General features: G+C 69.5%; 12 protein-coding genes and 1 pseudogene. 11 read left to right on the forward strand and 2 right to left on the reverse strand.

Annotated features, from left to right (window positions below; genetic code table 11):
• The first annotated feature begins 221 nt into the window (after positions 1-221).
• The 3 genes from AC07AB_RS20530 (at position 222) to AC07AB_RS20540 (ending at position 3,058) form a co-directional block, all read left to right on the forward strand.
• Positions 222-1,133 (forward strand): aldo/keto reductase, encoded by a 912-nt coding sequence (locus AC07AB_RS20530; protein ID WP_478569222.1) that lies wholly within the window; start codon positions 222-224, stop codon positions 1,131-1,133.
• 187 nt (positions 1,134-1,320) lie between these two features.
• Positions 1,321-2,037, forward strand: coding sequence for a GntR family transcriptional regulator (locus tag AC07AB_RS20535; RefSeq protein ID WP_478568793.1), 717 nt, complete (start codon positions 1,321-1,323; stop codon positions 2,035-2,037).
• A gap of 148 nt (positions 2,038-2,185) precedes the next feature.
• Positions 2,186-3,058: an isocitrate lyase/PEP mutase family protein gene (locus tag AC07AB_RS20540; RefSeq protein WP_478568796.1), complete on the forward strand. Its 873-nt coding sequence runs from the start codon at positions 2,186-2,188 to the stop codon at positions 3,056-3,058.
• 33 nt (positions 3,059-3,091) lie between these two features.
• Here AC07AB_RS20540 and AC07AB_RS20545 read toward each other — a convergent pair.
• A pseudogene (locus tag AC07AB_RS20545) lies at positions 3,092-3,268 on the reverse strand (acylphosphatase); the annotation flags it as partial.
• A gap of 99 nt (positions 3,269-3,367) precedes the next feature.
• The gene (locus AC07AB_RS20550) at positions 3,368-4,528 is read right to left on the reverse strand and encodes an iron-containing alcohol dehydrogenase (RefSeq protein WP_478568799.1); all 1,161 of its coding nucleotides are present in this window, start codon (positions 4,526-4,528) and stop codon (positions 3,368-3,370) included.
• Positions 4,529-4,700: 172 nt separating this feature from the next.
• Here AC07AB_RS20550 and AC07AB_RS20555 point away from each other — a divergent pair, with 172 nt between their 5' ends.
• The 8 genes from AC07AB_RS20555 to AC07AB_RS20590 all read left to right on the forward strand — a co-directional run bounded on the left by AC07AB_RS20555 (position 4,701) and on the right by AC07AB_RS20590 (position 13,069).
• Positions 4,701-5,639: a LysR family transcriptional regulator gene (locus AC07AB_RS20555; RefSeq protein ID WP_478568802.1), complete on the forward strand. Its 939-nt coding sequence runs from the start codon at positions 4,701-4,703 to the stop codon at positions 5,637-5,639.
• Positions 5,640-5,895: 256 nt separating this feature from the next.
• Positions 5,896-6,663, forward strand: a complete 768-nt coding sequence (locus AC07AB_RS20560; RefSeq protein WP_478568805.1) for an SDR family oxidoreductase — start codon at positions 5,896-5,898, stop codon at positions 6,661-6,663.
• 458 nt (positions 6,664-7,121) lie between these two features.
• Positions 7,122-8,531: an MFS transporter gene (locus AC07AB_RS20565; protein WP_478568808.1), complete on the forward strand. Its 1,410-nt coding sequence runs from the start codon at positions 7,122-7,124 to the stop codon at positions 8,529-8,531.
• A gap of 57 nt (positions 8,532-8,588) precedes the next feature.
• On the forward strand, positions 8,589-9,788 hold the full coding sequence (locus tag AC07AB_RS20570) for a ferritin family protein (protein WP_478568812.1): 1,200 nt from the start codon (positions 8,589-8,591) through the stop codon (positions 9,786-9,788).
• 291 nt (positions 9,789-10,079) lie between these two features.
• Positions 10,080-10,577: a PaaI family thioesterase gene (locus AC07AB_RS20575; protein ID WP_478568815.1), complete on the forward strand. Its 498-nt coding sequence runs from the start codon at positions 10,080-10,082 to the stop codon at positions 10,575-10,577.
• A 5-nt stretch (positions 10,578-10,582) separates the two neighbouring features.
• Positions 10,583-10,831 (forward strand): acyl carrier protein, encoded by a 249-nt coding sequence (locus tag AC07AB_RS20580; protein ID WP_478568818.1) that lies wholly within the window; start codon positions 10,583-10,585, stop codon positions 10,829-10,831.
• Entirely contained in the window at positions 10,828-12,537 is a 1,710-nt protein-coding gene (locus AC07AB_RS20585; RefSeq protein WP_478568821.1) for an AMP-binding protein, read from the forward strand. Before AC07AB_RS20580 ends, AC07AB_RS20585 begins: the two co-directional genes overlap by 4 nt.
• A gap of 4 nt (positions 12,538-12,541) precedes the next feature.
• On the forward strand, positions 12,542-13,069 hold the full coding sequence (locus AC07AB_RS20590) for a DUF6125 family protein (protein ID WP_478568824.1): 528 nt from the start codon (positions 12,542-12,544) through the stop codon (positions 13,067-13,069).
• Positions 13,070-13,117 lie beyond the last annotated feature (48 nt).

Below are 13,117 nucleotides of genomic sequence, written 5' to 3' on the forward strand. Positions count from 1 at the left end.
GAACGGCCGGGCTGGAGGCGGCGATTCGGCTCAGGGCAGCTCGCCGGCAGGGCCCTGCCGAGCCCTCGGAGGCCAGATACAGACAGCGCCGCTGGGTTGACTCCCGGATCAGTCGCCTCCCGGGTCAGTCACCTCCCGGATCGGCGGCCACCGACTTGATCGGTCCCCTCTTGAACGAGCGTCAAGTCTCCGTACACTGAGAAACCATGCGCTATCTCCCCATGGGCACTTCAGGGTTACGCGTCTCCGCAGTCGGCTTGGGGTGCAACGAATTGGGGAGGTCCGTCGGGCTGGACCGGGCACGTACGGTGGTGAGCGCCGCGCTGGATGCCGGGATCACGCTGCTCGACACTGCCGATGTCTACGGAGAATCCGAATCCGTGCTCGGCGAATGCCTTCAGGGGCGGCGGAGGGATGTCGTCCTGGCGACCAAGTTCGGACATCAGACGATGGAGATGGGCTTTGGTCCAGCGGCCGGCGCGAAGGGCGGACGCCATTACATTCGCCGCGCCGTCGAATCGTCCCTCCGGCGCCTCCGTACGGACTACATCGACCTCTATCAAATCCACACACCCGACCCGCACACCCCCATAGAGGAGACTCTCGCCGCTCTGACCGAACTGGTCCGGGAAGGCAAGGTCCGCTATATCGGGAATTCCAATTTCGCGGGCTGGCAGATCGTCGAAGCGGCGTGTGCCGCCCGTTCCGGAGGGTTCGAGCCGTTCATCTCCGCGCAGAACCATTGGTCGCTGCTCAACCGCGGCATCGAGAACGAGGTCGTCCCGGCCGCACGTCGCTTCGGACTCGGAGTAGTGCCGTATTTCCCGCTGGCGAACGGCTTGCTCACGGGCAAGGTGCGGCGCGGCAAGCCCATCCCGGAAGGGACCCGCATCGCGGCGAGCGCGTACCAGGTGACGGAGGCACGGCTTGACACCGTAGAGGCATTGACTGCCTGGGGCGTGCGGAACGGCCGCAGTCTCCTGGAGATCGCGATCGGCGGCCTCGCCGCGCTCCCGGGCTGCGGTTCGGTGATAGCAGGGGCCACGAAGCCGGAACAGGCGAGAGCCAACGCGGCGGCAGGAGAGTGGACTCCCACGGCCCAGGACCTGAGAGAGATCCTGGAACTGCTGTAGCAAGCCCCCCGGAGGGCCTGGCCGCCGGCAGCGAGGACCGGCCATCCGGTCGTCTCCGTCGCGGTCGGTCAGCGATGCGCCCACTCTGTATACAGGGTGTTTTTCGCTCGCATTCCAGAGGAGTACAGTCAGCGTCGAGCCATCGTCAACAGATCAAGGCACTGCCTTCGATCAAGGGAGTCTCGCGGTGACACAGAGCGAACGGGCCTACGAACTGCTGCGATCGGAGATCGTCCACTGGAAGATCCCGCCCGGCGCACATCTCAGCGAGGTCCAGCTCGCCGAACGCCTCGCGGTGTCCCGGACACCGCTGCGCCACGCCATCCAACGGCTCTCCCACGAGGGCCTGATCCGGATAACTCCCGGTCGAGGTGCGCAGGTCAGCGAGATCGCGCTGCGGGATGTGGTGCGTCTCTTCCAGATGCGGGAGGCGCTTGAGCCGTACGCGGCCCGGCTGTGCGCCCGCCGGCCCGACCGCGCCCGGTTCGCCGCGCTGCGGGCCGACTTCGAGACGCAGCGCGGCGAGCTGGAGAGCGGCGGCCCCGCCGACGGCGACTACGCCCACTACTACGACTTGATCGGCAGGCTCGACACGGCCATCGACGAGGCGGCCGACAACCCGTACCTCGCCACCAGCCTCTCCGGGCTCCGCGGCCACCTGCAACGGCTGCGGCAGATCGCGCGCCGCCGGCCGGCCCGGATGCTGCAGACCGTCTCCGAACACCTGGCGATCTGCGCCGCGATCGAGGAGGGCGGCGAGACCCGGGCCGCCGAGGCGACCGCGGTCCACATCAACAACAGCCTGCGCAACATCCTGGCCGTCATGGCCGAGGACGTGGGCGGCGGTCTCCTGGGAAACGGCGCCGCACTTGGCGTACCAGGCCGGGAACCGCACACCTCGTGAACATCGGCACCGTCCCGACGCGCCCCTCGATCAACGGCATCTCGTGCCCGGTCGTCCCCCGGCGCCGCCTCGGCGGCACACAGCAGAAAGGCGGACTCATGAACGGCGTCCTTCGCCGCACGCCAACCGGACCGGCGGTGACCGGCCGATGAACGCCCCCGCCCGTCCCTCCCTCAAGCAACTGATCGCCGCTGAGGGCGGATTGCTCCTGCCCGGCGTGGCCAACGCGCTGACCGCCCGCATCGCCGAAGACCTCGGCTTCGGTGCCGTCTACATCACCGGGGCGGGGGTCACCAACACCTACCTCGGCCTGCCGGACATCGGCTTGGTGTCGCTGCCCGAGATCGCGGCGCACGTCGCGTCCATCACCGACGCGGTGGACATCCCGGTCGCCGTCGACGCCGACACCGGGTTCGGCAACGCGGTCGCCGTCGGGCGCACGGTCCGCATACTGGAGAAGGCCGGCGCCTCGGCGGTTCAGCTGGAAGACCAGGTGGCCCCCAAACGCTGCGGTCACTTCGACGGCCAGGAAGTCATCCCGGCCCATGAGATGGCCCAGAAGATCCGCGCCGCCGTCGACTCCCGCCGCAGCGCGAACACCCTCGTCATCGCCCGCACCGACGCCCGCGCCCGGCACGGTCTCGACGAGGCCCTCGACCGCGCCGCGTCGTACGCCGAGGCGGGGGCGGACGTGCTGTTCGTCGAGGGGCTGCGCTCGCGCGACGAACTGCTCGCCGGGGGCCGGGCCGTCCCGGACGTGCCCAAGCTGGCCAACATGGTCGAGGGCGGCAAGACGCCGCTGCTGCCCCGCGACGAGCTGACGGCGATGGGCTACTCCGTCCTCCTATACGCCAACGCCGCGATGCAGGGAGCCATTCTCGGCACCCAGACCGTACTGACCGGCCTGCGTGACGCCGGTTCCCTCGCACCGGTCATGGACCGGCTCGCCCCCTGGGCGGAACGCCAGCGCCTGGTCCGCCGCGCCGAATACGACGAGCTGGAACGGCGCTACGAGTCCTGACAGGCGGTACGCGCACCGGGCGGCCGACTCGCGCTACGCGGCCGGGGCGTCGTCCAGGACACGGAAGACGCGGTCGCCTTCGGGGTCCTCGGCAGCCACGGAGCACTCGGTCACTTCGGCGGCGCCCGGTCCCTCGGCGGCCCAGCCCACCAGCCACTCGACGTCGCCCTGCGAGCCTTCGAAGACGGCTTCCACGTCGCCGTTGTGGAGGTTGCGGACGTGGACGTGTCGTCGGCCGGGCGGCTCGCGGCTGGAGTGGCTGCCGCGCCAACCGGGAGGCGTACGCGCCTTCCGCGCCCTTCGGGCCGCTCAGGCGTAGATCTGCGCGTAGAGACGCTGGATCTCCTCCGCGGTGGGGACCTTCGGATTGTTGGCGGGGGACCCGGACGCGAGTGCCTGCTCGGCCATGAGGGGCGTCAGGCGGTACCACGCGTCCTTGTCGATGCCGTGGGCCGCGGGTGTGGGGACTTCCAGGTCCGTACAGAGGGCGCGCAGCGCTTCGACGAGCCTGTCCGCGGCCGAGGCGTCGCCGTCCCCGGCGGTCGCGGCTCCGAGCGCGCGGGCGCAGTCGGCGTACCGGCCGGGCGCGGCGTGCACGGAGAAGGCGGTCACGGCGGGGAAGAGCATGGCGTTCGACAGGCCGTGGGCGACGTGGAAGTGCGCGCCGATCGGACGGCTCATGCCGTGGACGAGCGCCACGCTGGAGTTGGAGAAGGCGATGCCGGCCTGGGTCGCGGCGAGCATCATCGCCTCGCGGGCCCCGGTGTCGCCGCCGTCGGCGTAGGCGCGGCGCAGGTGGCGGCCGATGGTGCCGATCGCGGTGAGGGCGAGGCTGTCGGCGAACGGGTTGGCCTTGCGGCTCACATACGCCTCGACGGCGTGGGTGAGGGCGTCGACGCCGGTGTCGGCGGTGAGCCGGGGCGGCATCGACATGGTCAGTTCGACGTCGATCACGGCGGCGATCGGCAGGAACGCCGGGCCGGAGCAGAGCATCTTCTCGTCCGAGTCGCTGTCGGTGACGATGGTGAACTGGGTCGCCTCGGACCCGCTGCCGGCGGTGGTGGGCACCGCGACGATGGGCAGGGCCGGGCCGAGGTTGGCGCGTGGGGCCTTGTAGTCGCGCATATGGCCGCCCTGAACGCCGAGCAGGGCGAGGGCCTTGGCGGTGTCCATCGGGCTGCCGCCGCCGAACCCGATCACCGAGTCCGCGCCGTGCTCCTTCAACGCCCGTACGCCCGGGGCCAGGGAGTCGGTCGTCGGGTCGGGCACGGTGCCGGAGAAGACCCGCGGGTGCAGCCCCGCGTTCTTCAGCGTGTCCGTCAGGCGCTCGGCGGCGCCTGTGCCGACCAGGAACGCGTCCGTCACGACGAGTGGGCGGCTCAGCCCCAGTCCGGTGATGACCTCGCCCAACTCGTCGGAGGCTCCGCGGCCGATACGCATGATCCGTGGCAGTGACAGGGTCGCAGTCATGGGGAACCTCTCGATGGTGGGAGGAGGGGAGCGCTCCGCGGAGGGCGGGGTGCTCTCGGCTGTTCGACTGTGACGCCCCGGACGATGTGCGTTCAAGCACCAATCATGCAGACCAGATGTGCGTTTGTGCAGATAGCCTGCTCCGATGCGCCCTCGCTCCCGCCCTGCCGACATGAGCCCGCCTTCCCGGCAGGCCGGTCGCGGCACGGTCGACCCCCGCAGGATCCGCGCTGACGACCTGCGCTATCTGCTCGCGGTCACCCGTACGGGACGGCTGGTGGCCGCGGCCGATGCGCTCGGCGTGGACCACACCACGGTCTCCCGGCGTATCGCCGCACTGGAGAAGAGCCTCGGGCTGCGGCTGATGGAGCGGGGCGCCGAGGGGTGGGCGCTCACCGATGCCGGGAAGGCCGTCTCGGAGAGCGCTCGCGCGATCGAGGACGCGCTCGCCCGCGTCGCCGAGGCGGTGTCCGGCCAGGACTCGCCCTCGCTGCACGGCACCGTGCGGGTGAGCGCACCCGATGCTTTCGGCACCGTCATCGCCACCCCCGCCCTGGCTCGGGTCCGTCGGCACCACCCCGACCTGGAAGTCGAACTCATCACGGCGACACGCCAGTTGACCCTCCACCCGGCAGGCTTCGATCTCGCTCTGGCCATCGGCAGGCCCGCGGGCAACCGCCTGGTGACCGAGCACCTCACCGACTACACGCTGGGGCTGTATGCCAGCGACGAGTACCTGGCCCGGTACGGGGCTCCCGAGTCGGCCGCCGAGCTGCGCGACCACACGCTGATCTTCTACATCGAGTCGATGCTCCAGGTCGGCGATCTCGATATCGAGCGCCATCTGCCGGGAATCACCCCCGCGTTCTCCTCCACGAACGTCTTCGCCCAGCTCGAAGCCGCCCGCCTGGGAGCCGGCATCGGCGTACTGCCGGCCTTTCTCACCCACCGTTCGCAGCTGCGACGGCTGTTGCCCCACGAGGTCGATATCCGGCTGCCGATCACGCTGGCCGTGCGCCGGGAGGCGGTCACCCACCCGGCGGTACGGGCTGTGCGGGACGCCCTGCGCCGCGAGGTCGCCGACCGCGGGGCCGAGTTGCGCCCGGGGTGAGGGCGGGCCTTCACGCCCCGCCTTGCGGCGTGACATCGAGACGGCCTGCGGGAGGCCGCCGGCACGCGTGCGTCCTCGCCCTGGGCGGTGGTTCGGACGTCCGGCCACGGCATTCGACGCGTACGCCGGGGTGAATCGAGAGTTGCGCCAGGTGGAATCCATTGATCCGAACCCGCTGATGGATTGACGTCCGGAGCAACCCAGGGTTGCTTTATCAGTTCTTTCTGACCTCTCTTCACCGGACTACGGTGAACGCATGAAAGATCTCTGTGGAAAGGTCGCCCTGGTCACCGGCGGCAGCCGGGGAATCGGGCGGGGTATCGCCGAACGCCTGGCCCGGGACGGCGCGCTGGTCGCGGTGCACTACGGCACCAACAAGGCGGCGGCCGAGGAGACCGTCGCGAGCATCGTGGCGGACGGCGGCCGGGCATTCACCGTGGGCGCCGAACTGGGCGGCGCCGGGGATGTGGAGAAGCTCGTGGCGGGGCTGGACGAAGGAATGGGCGCGCGGGGGGAATCGGCGATCGATATCCTCGTGCACAATGCGGGCCTCAATTTCATGGGGCGGCCGATCGAGGTTCTCACCCCCGAAGAGTTCGACCAGATGATCGCGGTCAATGTCAAGGCGCCGTTCTTTCTGACCCAGCGGCTGCTGCCGCGGATGCGCGAGGGCGGACGGATCATCAACATCTCGTCCGTCTCGACCCGGGTGGCCTCGTCGGGAGGCAGCATCGGCTATCCGCTCACCAAGGGCGCGCTCGATGTGTTCAGCCGCACCCTGGCCAAGCACCTCGGCCCCCGCGGAATCACCGTCAACGCCGTCGCGGTCGGCTTCACACACACCGACATGACCGCCGACGCGCTGGCCGACCCGGCGCACCTGGAGCGCACCATCAGCCGGACCGCGCTCGGCCGGGTCGGTCAAGTAGCGGACATCGCCGACGCGGTGGCCTTCCTGGCCTCCGACGACGCCCGCTGGATCACCGGCACCAAGGTCGACGTCTCCGGCGGCGTCAACCTGTAGCGGCGCCCGGCGCACCTCGGCGGGGCTCGGCCGACGACCGTACGGCTCGGGCGCGGCGCCCAGGCCGGCCGCCGTCCCGGGCTCGGGCCCGTACCGCAAGATCGTGGTACGCGCGGACGCCGGAGCGTCGCGGACCGCCTCCCCTTGACCCGTCACGCCGCCTGCGGCGAAGCCGCCTCCCCGCTGCGCACCGGCAACACCCCGCAGGTGAGGGCCGTCCCGCACGACCTCGCCCGCCGGCGCCCTGGGCCCCGCCGGGGAGGGCCGGCCCCGGCGCGGCCGTGCGCCACGGCGCCGCGCCGACGCGCTCCCTTCCGGTTCCGCAAATCTCGAAGTACATTCGACCGACTCTCCCGCTTGACGGCGGCAGCGGTGAATACACGCCTCCGCTAATCTCGAAGTACCGTTCTAAACGAAAACGTTGTGATCTTACTTCCCGGTCAACTACCATCCCTGCCATGCTGACGCCGGGTCAATCCCGCCTACTTTTATCGATCCTTTCGATCGCAGCGTTCATGGCAGGTCTGGATCTTTTCATCGTCAACGTTGCATTTGATGACATCGGACGTGACTTCCAGGGTGAGTCACTGTCGAATCTCTCCTGGATTCTCAACGGATACGCGATCATTTTCGCCGCGTTGCTGGTCCCTCTGGGCCGGCTCGCCGACCGGTACGGGCGCAAAGAGGGGTTCCTGCTCGGCGTCGCGCTCTTCACGGTCGCTTCCGGCGCCTGCGCCGCCTCGAACTCGCTGTGGATGCTGGTCGCCTGCCGGGTGCTGCAGGCCGTGGGAGCCGCGGCCCTGACCCCGGCCAGCCTCGGGCTGCTGCTGTCGGTCTTCCCGCCCGAGCGGCGCTCGGGCGCGGTGCGCATCTGGTCGGCCAGCGCGGCGCTCGCCGCGGCCGCGGGGCCCGTCTTCGGCGGTCTGCTGGTGACCGCGTCATGGCGCTGGGTGTTCCTGGTGAATCTGCCGATCGGGCTGCTGACCCTCGTGCTGGCGGCCCGCCGCCTGCCGTCCTCCCGGGACGAGACGCCTTCGAAGATCCCGGATCTGACGGGCGCGGGCATACTGACGGTCTCCGTCGGGCTGCTGGCCCTGGGCCTGGTGAAGATCAACGACTGGTCCGCGGCGCCCGTGTCCGTTCTCCTGGCGGTCGCGGCCCTGGGCGTCGCGGGCTTCTGGCTGCGCTCCCGGCGCCACGCCGCACCGTTGATCGAACCGGCGTTGCTGCGGGTGCCGGTATTCGCCTGGTCCAACGCGACGGCGATCGTCTTCAGCGCCGCGTTCGCGGCGAACCTGCTCTGCGCGATCCTGTGGATGCAGAACGTCTGGGGCTATTCCGCCCTGCGTACGGGCCTGGGCATCGCGCCCGGCCCGCTCATGGTGCCCCTGGGGGCGATCGCGGCGAGCAAGCTGGCCCACCGGATACCGGCCGGCCGGCTCGCCACCGCGGGCTGCCTCCTGTGCGCCGGCGGCGTGCTGATGATGTGGCAACAACTCGCTCGGGAACCCGATTACGCGGGAACTCTTCTGCCCGGGTGGCTCGTTGGGGGAATAGGAGTCGGGCTCGCTCTACCGACCATTCTGTCCACGGCCACCTCCGATCTGCCACAGGAGCGTTTCTCCACCGGCAGCGCGGTGGTCAACATGAGCCGGCAAATCGGCAGCGTGCTGGGTATCAGCCTGCTGGTGACGCTGCTGGGCTCCCCGAAAACCTACGACGAGACCCAGCGGGCCTTCGGGCACGCCTGGATCGCCATCGGCGTGTTCATGCTCCTGGGAGCACTGACGGCCGTGGGAATGTCGCCGGTTCCGCGCCGACGGAACGTGCCATCCCGAACTCCGCGCAAAACTCCGAACTCCGCGTAGAGCTCAATTACTGCGCGCGCAAAGAAACCTGTCATCCGAGGTCAAGGGGGAAGCCTCATGAACCGCAAGCACACCCGAATAGCCTACGTCGACTGTCTGCCCGACATCCGGCCGGAAGGCCAGCTGTCCCTGGCCAGGTTCGGCGAGATCGATCTCGACCGGCCCCGGCCGGATGTCTTCGAGCGCTATCTGCACGAGCTCGGCGAAGGGGACGTCCTCGCGGCGGTCTTCGTCGGCGGCAGCGGATCCTCCGCTCCGGACGCCGTACGGAAACTGCGCGACCACAAGGAGTTCGCCAAGACCCGTGTGTACGTCGTAGGAGAGAGCGCGGGCGGGCGCGTACCGGGCTGGGCCGAAGCGCTGGACGTCGAGGACATCCTCGCTCCGTCGGACTTCGCCGGTTACGGATTCACCGACAAGGCCGAGATCGGTATGCGCGCATACCACTCGCTGGTCCAGGACGAGAACTACACGGACTACTACCTGGACATGACGTACAACAAGATCTTCGACTGGTTCGAGACCACTCGGTGGGACTGGAAAGAGCTCGATCTCGACCGGATGCAGCCGGAGATGCTCGACGAAGAGGAGATCGACTTCCTCACGGAAGCCGCGATCATCGAATTCGGCACCCTCCCCGGCGCCCACAACTTCCTGCGGGAGTGGGAGGGCGAGACCAGCTTCTCCTCCTGGGCGCTGATGTGGGGCGCCGAGGAGGCCCGGCACTCGCTCGTACAGGCCCGGTGCCTCGACCGGCTGGGCGTGAAGGTGCGTTCCAAGCACGCGCTGTACAAGCGGGAGCCGTATCCCATCGGCGACACCCGCGCCGGCACGCTCATGATGAACATCATCTCCGAGTGCCGCGCGGCCGAGCTGTACAAGGCGCTCGCGGCGGACACCACCGAGCCCGTCATCAAGCGCGTGTGGAAGCTGCTCGGCCGTGACGAGTCCCGGCACGCCCGGGCGTTCTACGTCTTCTCCCAGGAGCTGTGCGACGGCAGCAAGGAGAGCCAGGTCGCGGCCCTGAAGATGGCCTACATCTGGCTGGCCGACCGCAGCCAGGGCCTCAAGCACCCGGCCGGCCACTTCTACCCGCACTCGACCTCCGCGGGCGGCATCCGGCGGATCGAGGCGGTCGAGGCGGGGGCGACGGACGCCGCCGACGAGAAGGTGCTGTCGATGGTCCGCCGACTGGCCGAGGACGACACCATCGAGACGTCGACGGACATCAAGCGGAAGCTGCGCACGCTCATCTAGCCGCGTACGTCCGGTCATCTGCGCCGATCCGGCGCCGCGGCCGACGACGCATGCCACCGGCGCGGCCCGCTTCCGGCCTGTGTGATGCCGGTTGCCACCGGTCCGCGCCACCGCGCCGTCCCGCACGGGGCCGGAGCCGTCGGGGAACCCCCGGGCTCCGGTCCGGCTGGCGGGCGTCCGCGTGCCAGAAAGGTCCGACGGGGGAAATGAACAGCGGACATCAGTACGTTCCGATCCGATTCTTCTCGTCGATCCGCCACACGACCACAGGAATTGACGAGAGGAGCCGGTATGCCCGAGTCCACGACTACAGAAGCCCAATCCAATTGCTTCGGCTGCGCCCCGGGAAATCCCATCGGACTGCATCTGGATTTCGAACGCCACGGTGACGTCTTCACCACGCGGGTCAAGCTCGGGGTCGACTACGAGTCGTTTCCCGGGGTCGTCCACGGCGGCATCGTCGCCTCGATCCTGGACGAGACGCTGGCCCAGGCGGTGTACCGCTCCGGAGGCGTGTCGGCCTTCACCACCGGTCTGCGGATCCGCTACGCGCGGCCGGTGGAGACCGACACGGAGTACCGCGCCTGGGCCGAGGTCGTCAAGCGCGACGAGGTCTCGGTACGGGCCTCCGGCCGGATCGAAACGGGTGACGGGGAGCCCGTCGCCGTGGCGGACGGCACGTTCTATCTACTGACCGACGACGTGCTCGGACAGAACTCCGAGCGCATTCCAGCAGAACTCATCAAGGTGCTGCGCTCCGCCAACGGGCCTGCGCCACAGGGGGATTGATCATCATGGACGTCCGTACGCGCGTCTGCGCCATCATCAGTGAGCAGCTGTCCGTGCCGGAGGGCGATCTCACCGCGGACCGGCACTTCCGGGCCCTGCCGAACGTCGACTCGATGCGCATCCTGCAAATCATTCTGGAGACGGAGAAGGCATTCGACATCGAGATGGACGACGACGCCACCTTCCGGCTGCAGACCATCGGCGAATTCCAGGACCTGGTCGAGAGTCTCTGCAAGCAAGGCGCCGCCACGTGACCCTCACGACGGCGCTCAGGGACGTGGCGGAGCGCGGCACCGGGCACGGCATACGCCTGTTCCGCGGGGACGAGGAGCGGGAGCGCGTCGGTTTCGACGAGCTCTACGCCCAGGCGGGCCGGGTGGCGTGCGGTCTGCTGGAGCGCGGCGTCCGACCGGGTGAGCGGGTGGCCATCGCGCTGCCCACCTCGATCGACTTCGCCCGCGCGCTGTTCGGCGTGCTCGCGGCGGGAGCGGTGCCGGTACCGGTGCCGCCCCCGGCCAGATTCGCGTCGCTGGAGATCCATATGCGGCGCATCGTCATCGCGATGCGCCAGTCGAAGGTCCGGTTCGTGCTCACCGACGAGACGCTGGGGAGCCTTCTGGGGCCGGTGCTGGGCGGCGGCGGCACGGAGTTACCCGAGTTCGGCGTCCTCGACATCGCGACCGTACCGGCCTCGTCCGCGGTCTATGCCGATATCACCCCGGACGCTCCGGCGCTGGTCCAGTACACCTCGGGCACCAGCGAGGACCCCAAGGGCGTGGTGCTCAGCCACGCCAACCTGCTGGCGAACGTGGAGGCGATCACCAAGGGGATCGACCTCACCGACGCGGACGTGGGCTGCAGTTGGCTGCCGCTGTTCCACGACATGGGGCTGATCGGAACGCTGCTGTCGGCGGTGCTGGCCGGCGCCGACGCGCTGTTGATGCCGCCGGAGGACTTCCTGCGCGACCCCGGCCGGTGGCTGCGCGTCATCAGCCGCCACCGGGCGACCATCAGCGCCGCGCCCAACTCCGGTTATCTGCACGCCCTGCGCAAGGTCCCGGCCGAGGCCGTACGCGAACTCGACCTGTCCTCCTGGCGTCTGGCGCTCAACGGCGCCGAGCCGGTGGACGCCGAGCTGATGCGGCGGTTCGCCGCGCACTTCGCTCCGGCCGGCTTCCGGCCGACGGCGTTCCTGCCGGTCTACGGGCTCGCGGAGGGCTCGCTCGCGGTCACCTTCCCGCCCATCGCACGGGAGGTGCGGACCATCTGGGTGCGGCGCGACACACTCGGCGAGGGGATCGTGGAGTTCGGCGACCGCGACAGCGGGCTCTGCCGGGAGATCGCCTCGGTGGGGGCGCCGGTGGCGGGCACGGAGGTCCGGCTCGTGGGCGAGGGCGGCGGCGTGCTGCACTCGGAGGCCGCGGTGGGCGAGATCCACATCCGCGGCGCCTCGGTGATGCGCGGCTACGAGGCCAACGAGCCGGCCACCCGGGCCACCGTCCACGACGGCGGCTGGGTGTCCACGGGCGACCTCGCCTTCCGCAAGGACGGCGAACTGTACGTCGCCGGCCGCAAGAAGGAAATGATCATTGTCTTCGGGCAGAACTACTACGCCCACGACATCGAGTCGGTCGTCGGCAGGCTGCCGGGGGTGACGAATCACGGCGTTCTGGCCGCGGCCGTACCCTTCGCGGACGGTGACGGTCTGGTCGTCATGGTGGAAACCACGCAGTCGGAGACTTACGCTCGGTCCGAACTCGTCGCGCACGTACGGTATGCGGTCTCCAGCGAATTGGGCATCGCCCCCCGGGAAGTCGTCCTCGTGCAGAAGGGCCGGCTGCCGCGCACGTCGAGTGGGAAGCTGCTGCGGCACGGAGTTCAGGCCGTCTACCAGCAGTGGGCCTCGGCCGCTCCGGGCACGGAGCCGGCCGTCACCACCGACCAAGCCATCTTGGAGTAGGACGATGACCGCAGCCCCCCAGGACCCGGCCCCCCTGACCGCCACGGAGCGAGAGGATCTTCTGCGGCGGTCGTGGATGGCCACCGACGGCCTCTGGTACTACCAGACGGCGCAGGCCGGCGGGATCGACAGCGCCAATGAGGCCAATATCCAGGTCGTCCGCGAGTTCGGCCGCCAGGAGATGCGGCGGCTCATGCGCAGCCTCGGCATCACCAAGGTCGAGAGCGTCGAGCAGTACCGGACGCTCTTCACCACCGCCGTGGACCTCTATCTCGGCTCGCTGTTCGAGGCGGAGGAGACCATCGAGGGCGACGTGCACACCATGAACGTCAGCGTGTGCTTCGCCTACAAGGGCGTGAAGAAGGCCGGTATCGACAAGGTCTACCACTGCGGACCCGGGGAACGCCTCACCGGCTGGTTGCAGGCCATGGACATGCCGACCGCGCTCGATCCGGCTGTGGGCCTGTGCCAGATGGCCCACACCGGAAGCTGTTCGTACCACCTCAAAGTGATGATGCCGTCCGGAGGCTGACGACCGGCCCGGGGGCCGCGCCACGGCTCTCCCGGAGCCGATCGTGCG

This window comes from Streptomyces sp. NPDC044033 (assembly GCF_056434425.1).

What these genes read in the sequence shown, in the direction of transcription:
- AC07AB_RS20560 (WP_478568805.1), top strand. Translation starts at nt 5,896, where the DNA reads ATGAAAGATCTCTGTGGAAAGGTCGCCCTGGTCACCGGCGGCAGCCGG.
- AC07AB_RS20575 (WP_478568815.1), top strand. Translation starts at nt 10,080, where the DNA reads ATGCCCGAGTCCACGACTACAGAAGCCCAATCCAATTGCTTCGGCTGC.
- AC07AB_RS20580 (WP_478568818.1), top strand. Translation starts at nt 10,583, where the DNA reads ATGGACGTCCGTACGCGCGTCTGCGCCATCATCAGTGAGCAGCTGTCC.
- AC07AB_RS20555 (WP_478568802.1), top strand. Translation starts at nt 4,701, where the DNA reads ATGAGCCCGCCTTCCCGGCAGGCCGGTCGCGGCACGGTCGACCCCCGC.
- AC07AB_RS20550 (WP_478568799.1), bottom strand. Translation starts at nt 4,528, where the DNA reads ATGACTGCGACCCTGTCACTGCCACGGATCATGCGTATCGGCCGCGGA.
- AC07AB_RS20565 (WP_478568808.1), top strand. Translation starts at nt 7,122, where the DNA reads ATGCTGACGCCGGGTCAATCCCGCCTACTTTTATCGATCCTTTCGATC.
- AC07AB_RS20570 (WP_478568812.1), top strand. Translation starts at nt 8,589, where the DNA reads ATGAACCGCAAGCACACCCGAATAGCCTACGTCGACTGTCTGCCCGAC.
- AC07AB_RS20530 (WP_478569222.1), top strand. Translation starts at nt 222, where the DNA reads ATGGGCACTTCAGGGTTACGCGTCTCCGCAGTCGGCTTGGGGTGCAAC.
- AC07AB_RS20590 (WP_478568824.1), top strand. Translation starts at nt 12,542, where the DNA reads ATGACCGCAGCCCCCCAGGACCCGGCCCCCCTGACCGCCACGGAGCGA.
- AC07AB_RS20540 (WP_478568796.1), top strand. Translation starts at nt 2,186, where the DNA reads ATGAACGCCCCCGCCCGTCCCTCCCTCAAGCAACTGATCGCCGCTGAG.